This is a genomic window from Emticicia sp. GW821-FHT11C11 (genome assembly GCF_058808615.1).
The window spans coordinates 398534-420239 of record NZ_JBXARV010000004.1; the positions used below are offsets into that span (position 1 = coordinate 398534).

At 41.8% G+C, this 21706-nt stretch carries 17 protein-coding genes; 12 read left to right on the forward strand and 5 right to left on the reverse strand.

The genetic code is table 11. From position 1 onward, the window contains the following. Positions 1-26 precede the first annotated feature (26 nt). Together AC1RRY_RS21490 and AC1RRY_RS21495 are read right to left on the reverse strand one after the other, a co-directional pair. On the reverse strand, positions 27-1151 hold the full coding sequence (locus AC1RRY_RS21490; protein WP_492823187.1) for an AEC family transporter: 1125 nt from the start codon (positions 1149-1151) through the stop codon (positions 27-29). Positions 1152-1251: 100 nt separating this feature from the next. Beyond that, positions 1252-2445 (reverse strand): pyridoxal phosphate-dependent aminotransferase, encoded by a 1194-nt coding sequence (locus AC1RRY_RS21495; protein ID WP_492823186.1) that lies wholly within the window; start codon positions 2443-2445, stop codon positions 1252-1254. Positions 2446-3422: 977 nt separating this feature from the next. Here AC1RRY_RS21495 and AC1RRY_RS21500 point away from each other — a divergent pair. From AC1RRY_RS21500 to AC1RRY_RS21510, 3 genes are read left to right on the forward strand one after another with little or no spacing between them, the layout of a single operon-like run. Further along, positions 3423-6593: a SusC/RagA family TonB-linked outer membrane protein gene (locus AC1RRY_RS21500; RefSeq protein ID WP_492823185.1), complete on the forward strand. Its 3171-nt coding sequence runs from the start codon at positions 3423-3425 to the stop codon at positions 6591-6593. Between the two features lie 40 nt (positions 6594-6633). Then, the gene (locus AC1RRY_RS21505) at positions 6634-8103 is read left to right on the forward strand and encodes a SusD/RagB family nutrient-binding outer membrane lipoprotein (protein ID WP_492823184.1); all 1470 of its coding nucleotides are present in this window, start codon (positions 6634-6636) and stop codon (positions 8101-8103) included. Between the two features lie 47 nt (positions 8104-8150). Beyond that, complete coding sequence (locus tag AC1RRY_RS21510; protein WP_492823183.1) at positions 8151-8624, forward strand: hypothetical protein; 474 nt, start codon at positions 8151-8153, stop codon at positions 8622-8624. Between the two features lie 59 nt (positions 8625-8683). On the opposite strand, the gene AC1RRY_RS21515 is transcribed toward AC1RRY_RS21510, so the two are convergent. The 3 genes from AC1RRY_RS21515 to AC1RRY_RS21525 form a co-directional block, all read right to left on the reverse strand. Then, positions 8684-9409 carry a hypothetical protein gene (locus AC1RRY_RS21515; protein WP_492823182.1) on the reverse strand — a complete coding sequence of 242 codons (726 nt, stop codon included), beginning with the start codon at positions 9407-9409 and terminating at the stop codon, positions 8684-8686. Continuing rightward, entirely contained in the window at positions 9375-10475 is a 1101-nt protein-coding gene (locus AC1RRY_RS21520) for an AMP-binding protein (RefSeq protein ID WP_492823181.1), read from the reverse strand. Before AC1RRY_RS21520 ends, AC1RRY_RS21515 begins: the two co-directional genes overlap by 35 nt. Before the next feature lie 69 nt (positions 10476-10544). After that, complete coding sequence (locus tag AC1RRY_RS21525) at positions 10545-10997, reverse strand: QcrA and Rieske domain-containing protein (protein ID WP_492823180.1); 453 nt, start codon at positions 10995-10997, stop codon at positions 10545-10547. Positions 10998-11301: 304 nt separating this feature from the next. Between AC1RRY_RS21525 and AC1RRY_RS21530 the strand changes: the two genes are divergently transcribed. From AC1RRY_RS21530 to infC, 9 genes are all read left to right on the forward strand, one after another. Further along, on the forward strand, positions 11302-11772 hold the full coding sequence (locus tag AC1RRY_RS21530; RefSeq protein WP_492823179.1) for a DUF2452 domain-containing protein: 471 nt from the start codon (positions 11302-11304) through the stop codon (positions 11770-11772). Between the two features lie 421 nt (positions 11773-12193). Continuing rightward, positions 12194-13006: a 1,4-dihydroxy-2-naphthoyl-CoA synthase gene (gene menB / locus AC1RRY_RS21535; protein ID WP_492823177.1), complete on the forward strand. Its 813-nt coding sequence runs from the start codon at positions 12194-12196 to the stop codon at positions 13004-13006. Positions 13007-13082: 76 nt separating this feature from the next. Beyond that, positions 13083-13490 carry an EVE domain-containing protein gene (locus AC1RRY_RS21540; RefSeq protein ID WP_492823175.1) on the forward strand — a complete coding sequence of 136 codons (408 nt, stop codon included), beginning with the start codon at positions 13083-13085 and terminating at the stop codon, positions 13488-13490. Next, positions 13483-15111 (forward strand): hypothetical protein, encoded by a 1629-nt coding sequence (locus tag AC1RRY_RS21545; protein ID WP_492823173.1) that lies wholly within the window; start codon positions 13483-13485, stop codon positions 15109-15111. The genes AC1RRY_RS21540 and AC1RRY_RS21545 overlap by 8 nt, the downstream gene beginning before the upstream one ends. A 32-nt stretch (positions 15112-15143) precedes the next feature. Beyond that, complete coding sequence (locus AC1RRY_RS21550) at positions 15144-16685, forward strand: hypothetical protein (RefSeq protein ID WP_492823171.1); 1542 nt, start codon at positions 15144-15146, stop codon at positions 16683-16685. Positions 16686-16712: 27 nt separating this feature from the next. Then, positions 16713-17612, forward strand: coding sequence for a class I SAM-dependent methyltransferase (locus AC1RRY_RS21555; protein WP_492823169.1), 900 nt, complete (start codon positions 16713-16715; stop codon positions 17610-17612). Between the two features lie 140 nt (positions 17613-17752). Next, complete coding sequence (locus tag AC1RRY_RS21560) at positions 17753-18976, forward strand: tetratricopeptide repeat protein (RefSeq protein ID WP_492823167.1); 1224 nt, start codon at positions 17753-17755, stop codon at positions 18974-18976. A 33-nt stretch (positions 18977-19009) separates the two neighbouring features. Further along, the gene (gene thrS, locus AC1RRY_RS21565) at positions 19010-20959 is read left to right on the forward strand and encodes a threonine--tRNA ligase (protein ID WP_492823165.1); all 1950 of its coding nucleotides are present in this window, start codon (positions 19010-19012) and stop codon (positions 20957-20959) included. 135 nt (positions 20960-21094) lie between these two features. Continuing rightward, positions 21095-21655 carry a translation initiation factor IF-3 gene (gene infC, locus AC1RRY_RS21570; protein WP_101727042.1) on the forward strand — a complete coding sequence of 187 codons (561 nt, stop codon included), beginning with the start codon at positions 21095-21097 and terminating at the stop codon, positions 21653-21655. Positions 21656-21706 lie beyond the last annotated feature (51 nt).

Here is a 21706-nt window from a genome sequence, read left to right on the forward strand (position 1 = left end):
CCATACCACTTAAACCCTGAGAAAACTCAGGCTTTGACTTTTTCTACCTGCGTTTTAGACAACCGCATAACGGCTCTGACAGTTTTTGCCAGATACTTAGGCATAAAACTTACGGCTATTAACCCTAGTCCTGTTATGATGAGCGTTTCGGTATGTGCAAAGAATGTTCCTGCGGTAAGAATACCCATTACTAGTATGGTTGAAAATGGCAAAGAAAAAGCCAGCACAAGTACGGCAAATTCAATATTAAAAGTGCGCTTCTCTTTGGGCACCTGATTGTTTTCTTCTTTTAATGAAACTGCCGACATGTGCGCAAACGGCCAGAAACTACAGGAGCTCAAAGGCACAACTACTGCCAGCAATACCATTGCCGGCGATGAAATCTGGAAAATGGTAATAATCAGCACACTGAACAAAATGGTTATACCAGCTCTGAACAGCAATACAGAGCTAACCAGCCTGATTTTCCCTTCTTTCAACTGCACCGCCAGGCCAATGTAAACCAATACCATTGGTGTCATCAGCATGCTGGTCCGGTTAAAAATCTCTGACACCACAGGCGGCAAATCTTCAAAGCTGATTCCGAAACTTAAAAATGCAATAGCCAGTAACATCACAATGTTAATGGGCTCTTTTACCAGGCTCAATAACAAACTTTTTACTTTCCCTTCTTCTTTTATTTCCTGTGCCTTGTTGTTTTTCAGGTAAAGATTCATGGCTACAAAGTAGAGAAAGTTCAATGCAAAAAATTTGTTACCAACATCGGCCATGGCTGCTTTTGCCAGCGCCTCTTTTCCCAGAAATTCATGAATAAAAGGAAAACTGGATAAGCCCGGCGCCAGAGAAGGCATAAGCATGGTAAGCGTACGGCCAACAGAACTATCGGTTTCGATTCTGAACAATGCCAGAATGTAGGGCATCGACAAGTAAATAAAGAAATTAAATGCCAAAGTGATGAGTGGATATATCAATAAGGTAGAATCAATCTTCACTCCCATTAAAGCCACAAAAACCGTCGAAGGAAGCGCTACTGAAAGAATCATTTCCTTGATACCATTCAGCTCTGTCTTACTCCTGATTTTTGACCTTAACGCCAGGCCAATCACAATAAGAAGTATGAGTATAAAAGTTTTTTGAAGTGCTACTGCCATGAGAAATTGTAGATTTAGAAAATATATTCCCATGATGCCCGGGAAAGGGCATAAAACCCTGATCCAGGCATCAGACGAATCATATCATTTGTCTCTGAAATTAGCTAAGCTCTCCCAATGCTTTTACGAAAAGCTTGATTTCGTCCATAGTACCGATACTAACCCGGCACCATGTTTTCTTCTGGATGTCGAAGGTTCTGATGCCGATACCTTTCGAATACATCTTGGCTAAGAAATCCTTGCCATTCATAGTGATTGGGAAGATAACGAAGTTGGTATAAGACGGAATATACTTATAGTTCATCTTATCCAGATTAGCGTATAAGTAGGCTTTCGCTTCTGAGTTCAGTTTTTTGGTAGTAGTCTGAAACTCCATATCTTCGATACTGGCCGAAGCAGCCAATACTGAGGTGTAAGAAATACCCATACCACCTCTGGTAATATTCTGAATCTTATTCAGGTATGAAGGCAATGCAGCGATATAACCTACACGCAAACCTGCCATACCCATAATTTTTGAGAATGTGCGGGCAATGATTACGTTCTTGTTTTGGCCGAGTAGCGAAACCATACTTTGGGTTTCAGATCCTTCGGCCAATTCAAGATAGGCTTCATCAATGAATATGGGTACTCTTTCTGACACGCGTGAACAGAAATCCAGCAGTTCTTTGCCGGAAGTAATGCTGCCTGTCGGGTTATTTGGGTTACATATATATACTAGTTTGGTGTCGGCGTCAATGGCAGCCTCCATAGCAGGCAGGTCATGCGACCAGTCAGCTTTGCAAGGAACAGCTTTCCATTTGGCACCTACCGATTTAGCTACGCTTACCAGCGACATATAACATGGATCTGCCGAAACAATGTTACCGCCATGCATAAATTCAACAAGCGCAACTTTCTCCAATAAGTCAGACGAGCCCGGCCCCATCATAATATGATTAGGAGTTACGCCCGGTCCTTCTTTTTTTACAATCTTGGCTATTAAATCGCTTAACTCTTTCCAGGCGTATCTGTTACCTAATGATACCGAATCAACCACTGCCTGTTTGGCACTTGCCGGTGGCCCGTAAGGGTTTTCGTTGGCATTCAGACGAGCCTTTAATTGTGTCACATCAGGCGGATTGCTGATGAAGTGTTCACGCATTAAAGGAGTATAGTATAATCTGTTTTTGCTATCTATCTTTACAGGAGTATTCGGAAACGCACCCAAGCTTAGTTGAGGGGCTATCACCATACCACCAAGGGTCATCAAGCCTGACTTCAAAAGATTACGTCTGTCAATGTTCTGATTCATTTTCTTCAAGTTTTAAAGAGTGAAATGTGTTAGCTTTTTGTAAACTGATATTAATAATAAAGATACGTGTATATTATCTAAAACAGACAGTGATTTAGTTTGACTGAATCGATCAATTCAGAAGAATTTTGGCTTGCTGAAACATTAAAGTACTGCTGAAGTACCTTAATGTGATTATTAGAAATTTTAGAAAAGTATTACTGGCAACAAAAGTAATTATAATACAACATATTGTCAAAATATTTTATGTGTTAATTTTAACTTATTTTTTATATATTTTTAATTTTAACCCAGATAATACTTTAATTTCAAACATATAAATCCATGTTTTATAATTTTTACTCAGAAAATAGATAAAAATTAAACTTCGATTATATTTCACAATTATTTCCATAATCAGCATAATATTTTCCAATATTGTACATATTCAAGTTATTATTTAAAGATTTAAACTATTTTTAATACTAAATTAAAATTGTGTTAAAATAATTTGCATGTATTTTTTATAACATATACTATTGCAGTAGAAATTATTAGAAAAGTACAATAAACTTCATCAGAAGCTCACTTCCGACCGCAAAAGCCGAGTATCTGAATTTTATAAAATTTGAAACTTCTTATTAGCGAAGTTGCGGGGCTGATAGTCTGGCCATGATAACGACTATCGGCAATTGCTGAATACCAGAAAAACATATTCAGAGAAAGCTCAACCAAACAAGCGTTTGCACTATAGGCTTGCCTGCCAAAGGCATGCTAAGGGCTTTATTTGCCTCATATTTGAACTATACTAAACTAAATATCTAAACCTTAAAGATTAAGAAGAGACAGGCTTGCACCTCTCTTGCTGACGTGGCTCCCGGCTTCAATCATTGCTTGAAACTGAGCGGTCGGAATTCTGGCAACTGATTGAGTCGGAAAGCTTCGTAACAGCACCTACCTATTGTTTCAAATTAATCCTTTACAAACACCTTACACGTATGAAAAAACACGTCTACTATCTGACAGTTATATTATTACTGCCGTTAAGTATCCTTGCGCAAGACAAGTTACTGACGGGCGTAGTAAGTGCTATTGAAGAAGGTGCACTTCCTGGGGTTTCAATTGCAGTGAAAGGAACAGCCATAGGAACTTTGACAGATGCCAACGGTAAGTTTTCTGTTAAAGTACCGGCATCAGGCGGCATTTTAGTTTTCAGTGCCATTGGTTTTACTACTATTGAAGAAAAAATTGATAACAGAACAAATTATAATATTACACTTTCAGCCGATTCCCGTGCGCTGAACGAGGTCGTAGTAACAGCATTGGGGATTTCGCGGGAGAAAAAATCTCTGGGTTTCTCTCAGCAGGAAGTAAAGGGTGACAACATAGTAGAAGCGCGTTCTACCAACGTAGTCAACTCTTTATCGGGTCGTATTGCCGGTGTGCGTATCAGCAGTAATGGCGGGCCGGGTAGTGGCTCAACCATTCAGATACGCGGTTCATCGTCTGTATCAGGTAATAACCAGCCGCTGATTGTTATGGATGGCGTTCCGCTGCAACAGCAATATGATAAACAGTTTGGTGGTGGTATTTCTGAAATCAACCCCGATAACATCAAGGAGATTTCGGTATTGAAAGGCCCTAATGCCGCCGCTCTTTACGGTTCGCGCGCAGCGAACGGGGTTATTCTGATTACCTCAAAAGACGGTTCGGGCTCTAAAGGTCTGGGGATTGAATACAATGCCAACTTTACAGCTGAACGCCCGCTTGTAAAACCTGATTTTCAGAACACCTACGGTGGTGGGAATGGTTATGCAACCTGGTATTCTGATGGATGGAGCGGCGCTATACAGCCTGACGCCTACGATCAGTACAAAGCAGCTTATGGTTCGGTTTCACCCGGCAGAACCACCGGAACCGACGGAACCGATGAAAGCTGGGGTGCACCAATGGATGGCCGTCTGGTACGCCAGTGGTTTACCGGAAAAGGCGTGGCCCCACTAACTCCGCAACCTAATAACTGGAACGAGTTCTGGGAAACCGGTACCTCTTTCACTAATCACCTGGCCCTCACAGGTGCCAACGACAAAGGAAATTTCCGTCTGGCCTTCGACAGGCTGGATCAGAAAGGCCTTGCCTACAAAAATGGTTTTGAACGAACCAACGTAAAACTGAATTCAAGCTATAATGTAAATAAATTCATATCCGCTTCAGTATCAGGTGAGTATATCAAGTCTGGCGGTAATCGTACCTATCAGAATGGCGATACTTTCATCTGGTCGCACAGACACGTATCGTGGGATCAACTCGCCAATTACAGAGATTATGCCGATGTGCATATCCAGAGAGCCGTAGCCGGAAGATTACCCGACAACGACCCACCAAACTGGCAGCATACCTATTTCACCAACCCCTATTACACAAACGAGTACCTGCCTAACAATAACGACAAGGACCGTCTAATAGGAAACATTTCAATTAATGCCAAAATCCTGCCTTTCCTGAAATTGATGCTGAGATCAGGAACCGATTTATGGACAGATACCAGAATCAACATCGCTAACTTTGAAAGAGTGCGCAATGGTAACAGAACACCTGGCACTTATTCTGAAGAAGTACTCCGCCGTCAGGAAACCAATCATGATTTCTTATTTACATTTGATAAAGGCTTTGGTAAAAACATTTCATTGGTTGCGCAGGCCGGTGGAGCAGTGAGAAGCAATTATTACAAACGCAACTATACTAACGTAGGCGAACTGGTTGTAGATGGCGTTTATAACCTGTCTAATTCTAACCCAAGCCAGAACTCTGTGGCCAGCCGCATCGAAAAAAACAATGTTCAGAGTTTATATGGCTCAGCCCAACTGGGTTATCTGAATGCCCTTTTCCTGGATATCACCGCCAGAAACGACTGGTCGAGCACCTTACCTGCTAATGCCCGTTCGTATTTTTACCCATCTGTTTCTGCCAGTGCAGTTATTACAGATTTGGTAAATATTCCGAAGAGTATCCTATCATTCGGCAAAGTAAGAGCCAGCTGGGCACAGGTAGGAAACGACGCCGACCCATATCAATTGGCGCAGACTTTCCGCGCCAGTGGATCATGGAATGGGTCGATTCCAGAATACTATGAAAACATAACCATCTCCAATTCAACCCTAAAACCTGAAATCACCACAGGAATCGAGTTCGGTCTTGACCTCCGTTTTCTGAAAAACAAAGTAGGTCTGGATCTTACTTACTATGACCAAACAACCCGGAACCAGATTCTGGGGGTTGAAATCTCAAAAGCCAGCGGATACGATAAACGTATTCTGAACGCCGGGCGTATCAACAACAAGGGTATCGAAATTACGCTATCAGGCACACCTGTTGAAACCAGAACCGGCTTTAAGTGGGATATTGCTGTAAACTTTGCCCGCAACCGGAACCTGGTTATTGAGCTGGCAGAGGGTTTGTCGACCTATACGCTTCAGGAAAGAAGAGGTCTGATTTCCATTGCTCAGATAGGTCAGCCTTATGGCTCCCTGTATGGTATCGGCTTCAAACATGCCCCTGACGGACAGATTGTATATGCCGACGGCCTACCAGTGGTTGAAACAACCCCTCGTGTATTAGGGAATATTCAACCAGATTTCACCGGCGGTATCACCAACAACCTGGCTTACAAACGCCTGAGCCTTTCGTTTTTGATTGATGTGAAAAAAGGGGGTGATTTCTTCGACGAAGGAACCGGAACCGCCCGCTGGACAGGCCAGTATGCCGAAACTGCCATCGGCCGCGAAGAAGGTATCATAGGCAAAGGGGTAAAAAACGTAGGCACTGCTGATAATCCGCAATACGTAACGAACGATGTCATTGTGGCAGCCAATCAGCTGTATGGTTTTAATAACCCGAGAAGATACCACGAGGCGGCCATTTTTGACGGCAGCTATATCAAGCTGCGTGAAGTTTCAATCGGCTTCCGCTTACCTGAATCAATACTGAGAAAGGCCAGAATCCAGAACGCGAAACTCTCTCTGGTAGGTCGTAACCTGGCCATATTGTTTAAAAACTCTCCTCATATCGACCCGGAAGTTGACCGCTTCGGTGGCAATTCACAAGGGTTTGCTTATGGCGAATTACCATCATCAAGAAGTCTGGGCTTTAACCTTTCTTTAGGCTTCTGATACAGAGGACTCAGTTTTTCATTAAAAACCTTGAAACATTATGAAATCATATAAAATTATAGCTTCAATGCTGGTTTTGTTGAGCCTATCGCTGAATTCATGCACCGATGAATTCGATAAAATGAACACAGACCCCAACAACCCGACGAGCATCAGTCCGCAATATTTATTGCCTTATGCCATCGAAAAATCGGTTGACAGATACTGGGGTAGTAATATCCGTTTCGAGCGTTTGAATCTCGACGGCTCCATGCTCTGGATTCAATACCTGGCCCGCAATATTTACTCAAATGAGGGTGACAACTATGGTATCACACCTACCTTCTACAACAATACCTGGAAATCGTTCTTTAACGATGGTCTGGTAAACTTCCAGAGTATCATTAAACAGGCAGGCCCCGAAAGCAAATCACCAAACACCAATTATGAAGGTGCCGCAATGGTGATGAGAAGCTGGGTCTTTTCGGTGCTGACAGACTTGTACGGAGCCATTCCCTACTCTCAGGCCCTGAAAGGCACTGATGGAACGCCTGTCTATATTCCGGAATATGACTCGATGGATAAAGTATACGCAGGTTTACTGAATGATTTGAAAGTGGCCAACGAAAAACTGGTGGTAAGTGGCCCGGCTATTTCGGGCGATATTCTTTATGACGGCAATATCCTGAAATGGAAGAAATTCGCCAATTCATTGAGATTGCGTCTGGCGAATCGTCAGGCAGCTAAGAAATCAGTCGAATCAAAAGCTATTATGGCCGAGATTCTGGGTGATGCCGCCAAATTTCCGATTTTCACCAGCAACGACGATAACGCCATTCTGAAAAACACAGCTACACGCCCCAGTAACAACGAGTGGCATGAGGTAATGGTAATGGGCAGCCGTACCGACTGGAGCATGAGCAAAACTTTCGTAGACAAACTGACAGGCTTAGGCGATACCCGTCTATCCGTATTTGCCAATACTAATTCGGCTGGTAGATATGAAGGGATTCCTAACGGCTTGCCTGATGCCATCGCAACTACTTATCTGAGTTCAGCTTCTACATTGGGTAGTTATTTTACACAAGCTGCCACACCCAGTGTAGTGATGACTTATAGCGAACTGCTTTTGATTCTTGCCGAAGCCGCCATTGACGGTGATATTTCCGGTGACGCCAATGCCTATATGCAGGCCGGAATTAAGGCTTCGTTCGACCAGTATAAGGTAGCGCTTCCGGCAGGTTATTATGAAACTGTAGGAGCCCCGACCCGCGAAAAGATTCTGGATCAGAAATGGATTTCGTTATTCGGTAATGCCGTTGAAGCCTGGACGGAATACCGGCGCACTGGTTTCCCTGTGTTACCGGCTAAAGATTCCAGAGCCGTTTTCGAAAACGAAGGCATTCTGCCCACCCGTTTGCCCTATCCTACTACCGAGTATTCGCTCAACAAAATAAGCCTCGATAAGGGGATAACATTGAATGGCGGTGCCGATAACATGAGAACCAAACTCTGGTGGGCTGAAAAATGATTTCCGCAGAATCGTGAATTAATTACATTACGCTAAACATTAAAAACATGAGAAAGACCGCATACATATTGTTTCTGGGCGCCATAACACTGCTTTCAGGTTGTGAGAAGAAAGACCCCTTTGTAGACAGAGTAGTTTCACCCCTGCTATTCTTAGTAATAGATGATAGCGGAGTGCCTTCTAACGGAACTACCACCGAGCCCACAGTAATGAGCAAGGTTTCAAAAGATGTTGCTTTAAATATAAAACTGCTTGAGCTCGACAAGACCAATATTCTTGACCATACCAAAGGGATAGATTCAGTTGCTGTAAAATCGCTTAAAGTTACGGTGTCGATTCGTAATGGCGCAAAACTGGGAGAATTGACAACGGGTAATGACGGAAAAGCTACCCTGACAAAATCATGGGCCGATTTGGGTAAAGCCGGCGCCGGGGCGGGTACCACAGTATTATTAAGCTGGTCTGGTATTTACAAAGACGTAGCTTTTACAAAATATACCCGCATTCAGGGAACGAATTAATAATCATAGGTTGAATAGATAATGCATAAACTCATCTCAAATTTTAGAGATGAGTTTTTTTATAGCTTAAATATCTTCTGAATCTTGTGTGGCTCAATCAACATTGATTTACCCACTTCATACCAGTATCCGTCTCCTATGTTAACAAACGTGCCTTTATGTGCAGGTTTTTGATTAAAGGCAAGATCCATTATAAATTCTCCTGAAAATGTATTTTTCAATATAAAATTGAGTTCATCCCAGGGTAATACAGATGTTTTACCAGTTTCCTGATTGTCTTTCCGGCTGATTTCTACCTTCCTTTCAACAAAAGATGCCTTGATAGTTATCTCTTTTGTCTCTCCCGACTGATTCCTGTAGAAAATTAAATCCAATGGCAGTTCGCGTCCTGCTTTTTCGAAAATTGCCTGTTGGATTTCTTCGAGCAGATACGAAAATTTATCCGCATTGGCCGGATAAAAAGACTGGGCTTCAAAATCGACCTGCCAGAAATGCTGATGTGGTTCAAGAGCCTTTATTTTCAACGGCTTTGCCGATTTCAGGTTACCGTAAATAATATCTTTCCATACAGCCGGTAATTCTCCCTGCCAGCTGAAATCATCATTCAGCGAGAATCCTTCGTCGGCAATCTCTTCTTCTGTCAGAAGCTCCCGGTCTAAATAAGTAAGTTCAAAAGAAACAGTCAGTTCTTTACTTTGTTCAATATCACCGCTTAGTTCAATGGCATGAGCAAAGGGCGGCGGAATATTTTCAGAGGTTTGGTATTTGAGGGAGAACGTAGGCATTGACGGTTTTTATTTTATCGATTTTCCCGGTTGGGGTTTCAATCATTTTTTCAACAAAGAATATTTCTTTTGGAATCTCAAATTTAGATAATTTTTCTGAAAACCGCAGTCCAAGTGAATTACCGTCAGACAAAGGCTTTTTGCTCTCCACAACCAAAATCAATTTCTGACCCAGTCTTTTATCCGGCACGCCATAGGCAAAAAACCTTCCATAAAACTGAACATCTTTCAGAATCTCCTCTACTGTCTGTTCGATTTTCTCCAGCTGAATCTTCACTCCACCACTATTAATGATGTTATCAATTCTGCCTATCAGCTTAAATTTATCGTTATCGATGAGCTCAACAATATCGTTGGTTATTAACCATTCGTTTCCGGTAGTATTTGATCTGATCTTCAGGCATTCTCTTTCATCTATGGCAATTTCAACGCCATCAAGTATTCTGAAAAAATCTTCCTTGTCAGGTCCGTTAAGTCGTTTAATGGCAATATGAGATAACGTTTCGGTCATACCGTAAGTAGCGTACACCGGTGCATATACTTTCTGAATTTTCTCCAGAACCGTTTCGCTCACAGCTGCCCCGCCAATAATAATAGTTCTGGCCGCATTTAATGTTTCAAGAAAAAGCTCTGACTCGCCCAATAAAGTCTGTATCTGTAAGGGCACAAAAGCAAAAAAGTTTTTACCTCTGTTAGCGTTCAGTAAATACAGATGTTTTTCAATTCCCAGAAACGGATTTGAGCTTGGCTCTACAATCATCAGATCCATGCCTGTTTCAAAGGCACGCACCAGCATCATCAAGCCTGCAATGTAATCAACGCTCAGGCAACAAAAAGCAGTATCTCCCTCCTGCAGATTAAATGTTCTGGCCGTCAGGCGGGCCGACTCTATCAGCTGTTCCCTCGAGAAACTAACTGGTTTGGGTGCGCCCGTTGAACCTGATGTATGAATGGTAAAATTCTGCTGACCTGCATCCCAGGCTTTCTTAAATTTCAATACCTTTTCGTAATAATGATTGTCTGGATCGGTATTGATATACGTTCCGTCTTTTTCTAAAAAAATCATTGCTCCACTATAAGAAAACCCCTCACAGCTTGCACCATGAAGAGCAGAGTTAAAAAATACAGCACAAATTTACTCAAAAATACGCACTGTATTATTAGTCAGATCTACTGTAGTCAAATATTTCTTCAATGCCGTAGTAGCAGGGCCTTTCTGCACACTGCCATCAGCCTTGAATTCCGACTGGTGGTTAGGGCAAAGAAAATCATTGGAAGCTGCGCGATAATTAATAGTGGCGGCCTCGTGGGTGCAAATGGCGCTCACCGCTATAAACGTATCATCGTTTGCACGGGCAACTATAATATTCTGCGGTTTAACAACCACATTCCCTCCCCTGTTTTTCAGTGTTACATAGGTTGCATTATTAAGATCTAAAGTAAAGTCTACTTTACCGTTACTACCACCTGGATTCGGGTCTGGTACTTCACCACCTGCATCGCAGGCCTGCAGGCAGTTCATAAGCATAATGGCACCAAAGCTGATACCCACCTGCTTCATAAATTCTTTTCTGTCAATAGTATTCATATTCTAAGTCGTGTTGTATTAATATACTTAATCTTATCAAGAAGAAAGACCACAAATACATCAATTGAAATACGCAATTATCTAAATTAGCACTAGATAATAGATTTTTAATCCAAAAAATATTTAAAATATAGATATTATATCTTAAATATTATATATTTGAAGAACAATTAACAATAGCACTTTTTTACTAAACTCTAAAACCACCATTTTGGTTTGCATAACGAAGTTAAAAAATACAGACTAAACCATTATTTTTTAAATAATTAGCTAAGAAACAAAGTTTTCAAAATAAATTTGCACGATGGAAAAGAATCCGATAGACAAAATTAAAGTTGCTGAAAATCCCGGTCTGATGGAATATGCACATACCGCGGGAGGAGCTGTGATTCGTCCGGAAGACCTGGGGAAAGTAAAGGGTAAAGCGCAACTGGCTATGCGTCAGCAAACCGGAGAACAACTGAACAAGATTTATAAGCAAATGGAATTACTGGCTCAGCAGGCCAGAGAGATAAAAAACAGGATTGATATTTCTGAGCGTATTTATGACGCTGCCATAGGCTTTGAGCCAATCATTAACCATGTGTATTATCTTTACGAGAAGAAAGACGGCACAGATATTTTGTCGATGGTAGCTCCCGGTGAATGGGGACGCTCCTTTCCGTTCAACCAGTTTCTGGCAAGAGTATTTTTACTCGCCGACCATACCTGGAAAGTAGAATTTTTTCAGGAAGACGACCGCAGCGACATATTAGATTTAGATGAAATGGAATAAAATTACATAAATATTGACTGTTGCTAAAACTGACATAAAATACTAAACCACGGAGTGCCACAAAGTTTGACACAGAGTTTCACAGAGGGAAAAAGTAACAACTAAAATTAGTAACCTTAAATCATCATTTCCTGTCGAGGCGAACGGCTAGTTTACGATTAAAAATCTGGAAATGAATATTGCAAAAAGAAAATAACTATCAGATTTTTAATTGTACGAGTTTAAATGATGCGGTTTTTTGGTTACTTTTTGCGGCAAAAAGTAACAACAGAGGAATATAAAAACTGATAGATTTTCTTTACGTGTTGATAGATGAAGTTTAAAATAGGATTATTGAACTCATTGCCTCCGTATATACTTACACTTATTTAAGAATTAACAAGCATATATTAATAACCATTTAGTATTACCGATATAGATTATGACCTGGGAAACGATCAAAGAGTACGAAGACATAAAATTTACTTTCTTCGAAGGAATTGCCAAAATCAGTATCAACCGTCCGGAAAAACACAATGCATTTCGTCCGCAGACTGTCAAAGAAATGATTGACGCCATGTCGTTTTGCCGTGAAGAACCTGCAATAGAAGTAATTATATTAACAGGTGAAGGCGGAAAAGCCTTCTGCAGTGGTGGCGACCAGTCGGTGCGTGGGCACGGTGGCTATATTGGTGACGACCACATACCGCGTCTGAACGTACTCGATTTACAAAAAATGATTCGTTCAATACCTAAGGTGGTTATTGCCTCTGTAGCCGGTTGGGCCATTGGTGGCGGGCACGTATTGCACGTTGTTTGTGACCTTACCATTGCTGCTGAAAATGCGCGTTTCGGACAAACAGGCCCTAAAGTAGGTAGCTTTGACGGCGGTTTTGGTGCCAGTTATCTGGCACGTGTGGTAGGTCAGAAAAAAGCCCGCGAAATATGGTTCCTTTGCGACCAGTATAATGCGCAGGAAGCCCTTGACATGGGATTAGTAAACAAAGTAGTACCTTTAGAACAACTGGAAGAAGTAACCGTTGAATGGTGCCGTAAGATACAGGAGAAATCACCATTGTCTATCAGAATGCTGAAATCGTCATTCAATGCTGAGCTTGACGGACAAGCCGGTATACAGGAATTAGCCGGTAATGCTACCTTGCTTTACTATTTATCAGACGAAGCCAAAGAAGGTTTCCGTTCGTTCTTAGAAAAACGTAAGCCCGATTTCAAAAAATTCCCAAAGTTTCCTTAATTTGCTATCACATAAATCAGCCCCATTAACCTGGGGCTTTTTTGATTATACTTTTCAAACATTAATCAATTCAGTTATGAACTATTGGCTTGTAAAATCAGAACCATTCAAATATTCCTGGGACGATTTCGTTAATCAAGGCGTAGGGATGTGGGACGGCGTACGAAACTACGCAGCACGCAACAATCTGGCCAGTATGAAAATCGGTGATCTGGTATTGTTTTATCACTCAAACGATGGGCTCGATGTAGTGGGTATTGCTAAGGTTGTCAAAGAATCATATCCTGACCCAACCACTGACGACCCCCGATGGGTAGTTGTAGATCTGTCACCTGTAGAAAAACTGCCGAAAGGCGTAACACTGCAGGCAATCAAAGCTGATGAAAGACTACAAGACATGGCCCTGGTTCGTCAGGGAAGACTTTCAGTACAACCAGTAAAAAAAGAAGAGTTCGACATCATCGTCGCTAAAAGTTATGAATAGTATTAACGATTATTTACTACCTAAAACAAAGTTCCTTCCTCGTGTTTTTTCAGGCATAAGGGTATGGATGTTGGCATTGGTTACCATTTTCTTTGCTAATCAAGCCATTTATGCCCAGAGTGTGAAGAGGATTGAAATACCGGTTGGCGGAGACGACAACAAACTACAGGTAATTACCATAGGTGAAGAAGGCCTGCTGGTGTTATCCAAAACCTCAAAAAAGACATTCAGCATTACCAAGTTCGATACCAACCTGCAATTGGGCTGGACGCTGAACGGCGAGCTGGAAGAAAACCAATCGTACGTAGATTATTATCGTGAGGGCCGTGATGTATACCTGCTTTTCAGCAAGTTTAACAGCGACTTGTACCAGATCATTAAGGTGTCTACAGGTATCGGCATTATGCAGAAATTCTTTTTTGAGAATATTTCGCGTTTTGAGGTATCCGAATTCAAGGTGCATAATGACTTTGCCTACCTGGCAGGTATGGTAAAAGACGAACCTGTACTGATGAGCGTGAATCTTCATAAATTACAACCAAGGATTCTTGCCGGAGGCCTGAAAGGTACTGCCAGCATATCTTCCATCGATTTCGATGAAGAAAACAATCTGCTGATTGTTTCTTATTCGGTAAAAAAAGGACGCTCGAGTTACATGGTTGTGAAACGAATCAACCAGAACGGGAAAATTGTAGAGCAACTGACCGTTGAGCCCGAAGATGATTACGGCTTGCTGACAGGCAAACTCTTTTCTTTAAATGACGGCACCCAATTGATGATCGGCAACTATGGTTTCAGAGGCTATCAATCCAATGGAGTGCCTATGTCGCAGGGCTTATACATCAGCAAAGTAGATGAAGAAAATCCTGAATATCTGAAACTGCACAGTTTTACCGAATTCAAGAATTTCTTCAAGTTCATGTCTCAGAAACAACAAGACCGCATTGAACGGCAAATCAATAAAAAGCGTGATAAAGGTGGCGACTTAAAACTCAACTATCGCGTATTAGTGCATGATATTATCCAGAAAGACAATCAGTATATTCTGGTGGCAGAGGTATTCTATCCGGAGTTCAGAAACAACAATAATTTCTACGGTTCCAGTATGTACGGAAGTCCGTTCTGGAGTCCTTATGGATACGGCATGGGTAGCTATCGCTATTATGGATTGAATTCGTGGGCATGGAACCCTTGGCTTTGGTCGGGCAACAGAGGTTTTAATAACCAGCAGTTCGATGGTTTCAAATACACGCATGCCGTAGTTGCCGGATTTGATCAGAAAGGAAATTTAATATGGGACAATAGCTTTAACTTCGACAACCTGAAAAGCTATGAGCTGAAAGAAAAAGTAAAAATCAAAACTGATAACAACGAAATAACTCTAGTCTATAGCAATAAAGGTAAGCTATCGAGCAAAATTGTGCGGGGCAACGATGTGGTAGAAGGCAACAAAGTAATTGAGATAAATACAGACCGCGAGGGCGACAGAGTACGCGATACCTCAACTGATGACATCGAATTCTGGCATGGAAATTATTATCTCGCATGGGGATATCAGAAAATCAGCAACCGGAACGATGGTTCACGAAAAGTGTTTTATCTGAATAAAATTGCGTTCTGATCAGTTTTGGTGTTAAAGAAAACCGGGCATTAATGAGAAAAACAGCACTCTTTATTGGTTTATTGATTGTCAGTTTTTGTGCTTCGGCACAGGTTTTAAAAACAGTTGAGTACGAAATCAGTGGCAATCCAACCTGGCAACAGCTGATTCCGCTTGGAGACAAAGGAGTCATTCTATTCGCCAAAAAAGACATTACCAAAGCTGTAATTGTAAAATTTGATGCCGAGCTGAACAAAACCTGGGAGTCCGAGATATTTCTCGACGTAGAAAAAAAGCCTACTGCCTATACTGTAGATCATGAGCACATTACGTTCATGTTCAGTGAAACCCAGGGTATGTATTATCAGTTATTTACCATAGCGCTGAAAGACGGAAAATTTGACAATAAAGGCTTTGAACTGCGTGAGTTTTTTCAGGATCAGGATTACGCTTTTCTGAACGACCGTATCTTAATGGCCGGTAGTAATGAAAAAGGTGCCGCCTTTTATAAATTTGATTTCAATGAAGATACCGGTGAATTCGTCTCCGCCGGGCTGACTGGTAAAGCCAGCGTACAGTACTTCCATTATGATGCTGCGAAAAATATAGTTGAAAGCCTGTGGGCTATTAAGGAGTCGGGCTATACTAACGAGAAAAAGAAAAAGGGAGAGTTCATAAAAGACGCCTATGTGGTTTATGCCAGGTACGACACCACCGGTAAACTGATTGTTAAAAATACAATTGCATCTAATGCAGGCAATTTTCCGCTCACGGCCACTTTAACAGAGATTTCTCCTACAGTCAAGTTCATTTCAGGTACGTATCAGTCAAATTCCGGTGCAAAAGGCATTTTCGTTTCCAGATTGGAAGATGGAAAAACAATTGCGACCAAATTTTATGATTACCGTCTTTTACTGAAAGGTCTACCGGCTATTGATGACGCAACCGTAAAGAAAATTGCTGATAATTTTATATTGCTACCTGCCAAACCCGTTTATGGCAATAATACCTTAACCCTGGGCGGCAGTTTTTTTCAACCCAATTTTCAGACATTAACATCCAGCTCACCTCTTTACAGCGGTTATGACCCCTACCCCGGCTATGGCCGATATGGCAGTACCGGCTACAATTACCCCCGAACACAATCAAAGCAGGTATTTAAAGGTTATAATTTCTTAAATGGGTTTGTTGCCAGTTTCGATGCTGACGGAAACCTCCTCTCACAAAGCAGAATAGATATGAACCTGGTTTCGCCGCAGGTAGAAGAAAATCTGGCAGTGTCAGAAAACAACTCGACCGCCGTATGCCTGAAAGGAAGTCTGTCTATCAGCAATTTAGCTGAATTTGCACGCCCAGAAACCTACAAATTATCAGACGAACCGGCAGATGCAAAAAACACTCAATTTGTACCCACTTATCATGGCGTAAGAAATTGGTACGGAAATTATTTCCTTGCCGACGGAAGTCGTATTAAATTTGAAGCCATAAAGGATCTGGAAATCAGGAAGGAGGAAACAAGCAAACGTAAAAAAAGGCAACAATCGCTTCCGCAGACCAATATCCGTAAGATTATCTATCTAAGTAAAGTTCAGTAAAATCAGTTTCATTTAAACGCATTGACCTTGTATCAGCTTCTTCAGCCAAAAATAGACTCCTACGAATTAATAGATTCAGGTAATTTTGAAAAACTGGAACGCTTCGGCGATTATATTCTGGCTCGTCCTGAACCGCAGGCCGTCTGGGACAAATCGCTCAGTGAAGAGGTCTGGGAGCAAAAGGCTTCGGCCATTTTCAGAAAAACCAAAGGCAGAGACCAGCTTAATCCGGACGAACGGGGCGAATGGCACAACCTGAAAAAAATGCCCGAAAAATGGCTTTTACCCTACGAGCAAGGTGGCAGGCAGTATAAATTCAAGCTCTCGCTTTCTTCGTTTAAGCACGTAGGTATCTTTCCGGAACAAGCCGAAAACTGGCAGTACATTGAAGACAAACTAAAAAAAATGCCCGTGCAAGACCCGAAGGTACTTAATCTTTTTGCCTACACAGGCGGGGCATCTGTTATTGCTAAAGGCAACGGAGCCGATGTTACCCATGTAGACTCTATCAAACAGACTATTTCCTGGGCGCGCGAAAACATGGAGATAAGTCAGCTGACCGACATCCGGTGGGTAGTTGAAGATGCCCTGAAGTTTGTAAAACGTGAGGTAAAACGAGGCAAAAAATATAACGGTATCATTCTGGATCCCCCGGCCTATGGTCGTGGCCCGGATGGCGAAAAATGGATTCTGGAAGAGGGCATCAATGAACTGATAAAAGGATGCCTGCAACTGGTTGACGACCAACACTTCTTTTTTATATTAAACCTCTATTCCATGGGTTTTTCGGCGGTAATAGCTGAAACCATCATTAAGCAAAACTATCCTGCCATTACCAATGCCGAAATGGGAGAACTGGTTTTGCAGGATTCGTTCCATAAAAACTTACCCTTGGGTGTATTCTATCGTTTTGCTTCTGAATCATAATTATAAGAATCTACCTGCTTTTTATTGGCTCACTTTCAGTACCGCCATTCTATATTATGGGGAAAGGTTTTAATTGTTAGAAAATTTTCGGATTTTTGTGAAAAAATTTGCGTCTGCCTTTGTGTCACAGCGAGAAAATAATGCAAAAACAGTTCAATATATATTTTTTAATAACGCTGGTTATCTTCCTTGCCGCTTGCGGACAAGGTAACAGAGAGCGTTCGAAGATTCCTCCTACTCAGTTTCAGAATGAGGCAGATATGAACGCCGCAGCGGAAGAAGCACTGACGGAGGCTATCAGAAGCAACCCTAGTGTGGCCGAAAATTACTTTAAAAGAGCCGATGTATATTTAAAGCTGGGAAACACCGAAAGTGCATTAGAAGATATTGATCGGGCTGACCAGTTAAAACCCAATGTTGGCAAGTATCTTTTTATGAAGGCGCTTATATTGCGCAAAATGAAAAAATACAATGAGGCCTTCTCTTTTGCGCAAAGTGCAGAAATCCTGAATTTCGATACGCCTGAGTTATATACGCTGCTCGGAGATTTGTCGCAGCAAAGAAATGATCTTGCCGGAGCCGAAAAATACCTGGCCAAGTCATTACAAAATGCCCCGTTTGATGGCGAAACCCACTTTTACAAAGGCACACTAGCGGCCAGGAAAGGAGATACAGCCACAGCCATTTCACTGATTAGCAGATCTATAGAAATAAAACCGTCGTTCAGAGAAGCTTATTCTAAACTGACAGAAATATTGCAGAATTACCACATGTATGATTCTGCGTTGGTAGTGAACCAGAAAGCCATAGCGGAATTCAAGAATAATTCTGATTTCATTGTAGAAAGAGGCCTTGCATTTTTTAAGAAAGGATGGCTTGACAGCGCCTTAGTAAATTATGAAAGAGCCGCCAAAATAGACAACAGAAGAACCGACGTGCTTTTGTATTCAGCGGCTATCTATTATCGCTGGAAAAGCTACCTGAAAGCGCTGGAAAGTTATGAGAAAGTGTTGCGGATTAACAGAGATGTACCCAAAATCTATTATTTCATTGGACTTACCCAGGAGCAGCTCGGAAACATGACTGAGGCCGAAACTGCCCTGAAACAAGCTGTGGAAAGGAATCCGAACGATGACCAGGCTATAGTGGCTTTAAACAGGGTATCTGGCAGAGCAAACTATGGCTACAGCAACTATTCTTCCAATACTGATGTTATCAAAAGAACACCTGCTGCACCGGCGAAACCGACTGCAACAGAAGAACCCAAAAAGCTTTTAGATACTTCAAGAGTCAGAATCAATGCTATAAAACCTAAAGCGAAAGTAAATGTGAAGGCAGATTCTACCAGAAAAATCAAATTCTAACAACCATTATTAAATAATAGTACACCCAGTTTTATGATTAAAATTACATTACCGGACGGAAGCGTAAGAGAATATCCAAAAGGAAGCTCGAGTTACGATGTCGCTCTTTCGATCAGCGAAGGACTGGCAAGAAACGTATTGGCCGCCAAAGTGAACGGAAAAGTTCAGGATGCCAATCTACCTATTGAAGAAGACTCAACCTTGCAACTTTTGACGTGGAATGATACCGACGGTAAATCTACATTCTGGCACTCATCGGCTCACTTAATGGCCGAGGCTCTGGAAGCCCTGTATCCGGGTGTAAAATTCTGGGTGGGGCCGCCACTAGAAAATGGTTTCTATTATGATGTAGATACGAACGGAGTCACTATTTCGAACGATGACTTCAAAAAAATAGAAGATAAAATGTTGGAACTTGCTCGTCAGAAAAACGACTACGAGCGGATTCCTATGGCTAAGACAGATGCCATTAAGTATTTTGAAGAAAAAGGTGATGAATATAAATTAGATTTACTGGCCGGGCTGGAAGATGGCTCCATTACTTTCTATCGCCAGGGTAATTTCACTGATTTATGTCGCGGGCCGCATATTCCTAATACTGGTTTCATCAAAGCCGCCAAGATTATGAATGTGGCCGGGGCCTATTTCAAAGGCGATCAGAATAACAAAATGCTTACGCGCATTTATGGTATCACGTTCCCTAAGCAAAAAGAACTGGATGAATACCTGCAGTTTCTGGAAGAAGCCAAAAGACGTGATCACCGCAAGCTGGGTCAGGAACTCGAACTCTTCACTTTCTCTGAAAAAGTAGGTAAAGGGCTTCCTTTATGGTTGCCTAAAGGTGCCATGCTAAGAGAAAGACTGGAGAATTTCTTGCGCCGTGCTCAGGTAAAAGCCGGATATCAGCAGGTAGTAACACCACATATCGGCGGCAAGCAGTTATACATCACCTCAGGTCACTGGGAGAAATACGGTAAAGATTCATTTCAACCGATTGCAACACCCGAAGAAGGCGAAGAGTTTATGCTAAAACCCATGAACTGCCCTCACCACTGTGAGATATACCGCTCACGGCCGAGAAGCTACCGCGAATTACCTTTGCGTCTGGCAGAATTCGGAACCGTTTATCGCTACGAACAAAGCGGTGAGCTTCATGGTTTAACACGTGTGCGTGGCTTCACTCAGGACGACGCCCATATTTTCTGCCGTGAAGACCAGGTAGAAGATGAATTCAAAAAAGTAATCGACCTTGTGCTATACGTTTTCAAGGCTCTTGGATTCGACAACTTTTCGGCACAGGTTTCACTAAGAGACCCCGAAAACAAAACCAAATATTTTGGTACTGACGAAGCCTGGGATAGTGCAGAAAATGCCATCCGCAGAGCAGCAGCTGAAAAAGAACTGATAACTGTGGAAGAGTTAGGAGAAGCAGCCTTTTACGGACCTAAGCTCGACTTCATGGTAAAAGATGCACTGGGTCGCAAATGGCAGCTGGGAACTATTCAGGTAGATTACCAGTTACCTCAAAGATTTGATCTTGAATATGTTGGTTCTGACAACCAGAAACATCGCCCGGTAATGATTCACCGTGCGCCATTTGGTTCTCTTGAGCGTTTTATAGCTATTCTGATTGAGAATACAGCCGGAAATTTCCCGCTTTGGCTATCACCCGATCAGATTGCGATTCTGCCGATTTCAGAAAAATATGAAGACTATGCCAATGATGTGTTCCTCGAATTGCAGGAAAACGATATCAGAGGTTATGTTGACCACAGAGATGAAAAAATCGGCCGTAAGATTCGTGATGCTGAAGTAAACAAGTTACCTTTGATGCTTATTGTAGGAGAGAAAGAAGCCGAAGAAGGCAAAGTATCTGTTCGTCGTAAAGGCGAGGGCGACCTCGGCTCAATGACCATCAAAGAGTTTGTTGCCTATGCCAAAACAGAAATCAACAAAAATATACCTAAATTCGGATCGAATTAATTATCAGGCACCATTCAATCATAAAAACAGGCTATAAGCGCAGTAAAATGTTTAAAAACAGGCTTATTGTTTGTTTTTATGATTTTTGTTCCTAATTTCGTAAAATTCAATTATTAGCAACCTTAAAATCGTTAAATGGCACAACAACCATTCAATCGTAATTTCAGAAGACCAGTACAGAAAGAAGATGAACACCGTATCAATCAAAGGATACGAGTACCTCAAGTCCGCTTAGTCGGCGATAACGTGGAGCAAGGCATTTTTGATACTAATCAGGCACTTGCTATGGCTCAGGCTCAAAGCCTTGACTTAGTAGAGATAGTTCCTACGGCCAATCCACCGGTTTGTAGAATAGTAGATTACTCCAAATTTAAGTATGACCAGAAGAAAAAGCAGAAAGAGATAAAAGCCAAAGCTGCTAAGACGGTCATTAAAGAAATTCGTTTCGGTCCGCAAACAGATGACCATGACTTCAATTTCAAATTGAAACATGCTATCAGTTTCTTGAAAGAAAACGCGAAAGTGAAAGCATATGTGCATTTTGTTGGTCGTCAGATCGTGTTTAAAGACCAGGGAGCCGAATTACTAAGACGCTTCATTGCAGGGCTTGATGAATACGGTAAACCTGAGGGCGAGTTCAAACAAGAGGGTAAACGTATGATTGTTTTCATAGCACCCAAGGCTACGAAGAAATAATTATCCTGTATATAATTTTAGAAGAAGACGTATCAGTTTTTATTGATGCGT

What these genes read in the sequence shown, in the direction of transcription:
- AC1RRY_RS21490 (WP_492823187.1), bottom strand. Translation starts at nt 1,151, where the DNA reads ATGGCAGTAGCACTTCAAAAAACTTTTATACTCATACTTCTTATTGTG.
- AC1RRY_RS21495 (WP_492823186.1), bottom strand. Translation starts at nt 2,445, where the DNA reads ATGAATCAGAACATTGACAGACGTAATCTTTTGAAGTCAGGCTTGATG.
- AC1RRY_RS21500 (WP_492823185.1), top strand. Translation starts at nt 3,423, where the DNA reads ATGAAAAAACACGTCTACTATCTGACAGTTATATTATTACTGCCGTTA.
- AC1RRY_RS21505 (WP_492823184.1), top strand. Translation starts at nt 6,634, where the DNA reads ATGAAATCATATAAAATTATAGCTTCAATGCTGGTTTTGTTGAGCCTA.
- AC1RRY_RS21510 (WP_492823183.1), top strand. Translation starts at nt 8,151, where the DNA reads ATGAGAAAGACCGCATACATATTGTTTCTGGGCGCCATAACACTGCTT.
- AC1RRY_RS21515 (WP_492823182.1), bottom strand. Translation starts at nt 9,409, where the DNA reads ATGCCTACGTTCTCCCTCAAATACCAAACCTCTGAAAATATTCCGCCG.
- AC1RRY_RS21520 (WP_492823181.1), bottom strand. Translation starts at nt 10,475, where the DNA reads ATGATTTTTTTAGAAAAAGACGGAACGTATATCAATACCGATCCAGAC.
- AC1RRY_RS21525 (WP_492823180.1), bottom strand. Translation starts at nt 10,997, where the DNA reads ATGAATACTATTGACAGAAAAGAATTTATGAAGCAGGTGGGTATCAGC.
- AC1RRY_RS21530 (WP_492823179.1), top strand. Translation starts at nt 11,302, where the DNA reads ATGGAAAAGAATCCGATAGACAAAATTAAAGTTGCTGAAAATCCCGGT.
- menB (WP_492823177.1), top strand. Translation starts at nt 12,194, where the DNA reads ATGACCTGGGAAACGATCAAAGAGTACGAAGACATAAAATTTACTTTC.
- AC1RRY_RS21540 (WP_492823175.1), top strand. Translation starts at nt 13,083, where the DNA reads ATGAACTATTGGCTTGTAAAATCAGAACCATTCAAATATTCCTGGGAC.
- AC1RRY_RS21545 (WP_492823173.1), top strand. Translation starts at nt 13,483, where the DNA reads ATGAATAGTATTAACGATTATTTACTACCTAAAACAAAGTTCCTTCCT.
- AC1RRY_RS21550 (WP_492823171.1), top strand. Translation starts at nt 15,144, where the DNA reads ATGAGAAAAACAGCACTCTTTATTGGTTTATTGATTGTCAGTTTTTGT.
- AC1RRY_RS21560 (WP_492823167.1), top strand. Translation starts at nt 17,753, where the DNA reads ATGCAAAAACAGTTCAATATATATTTTTTAATAACGCTGGTTATCTTC.
- thrS (WP_492823165.1), top strand. Translation starts at nt 19,010, where the DNA reads ATGATTAAAATTACATTACCGGACGGAAGCGTAAGAGAATATCCAAAA.
- infC (WP_101727042.1), top strand. Translation starts at nt 21,095, where the DNA reads ATGGCACAACAACCATTCAATCGTAATTTCAGAAGACCAGTACAGAAA.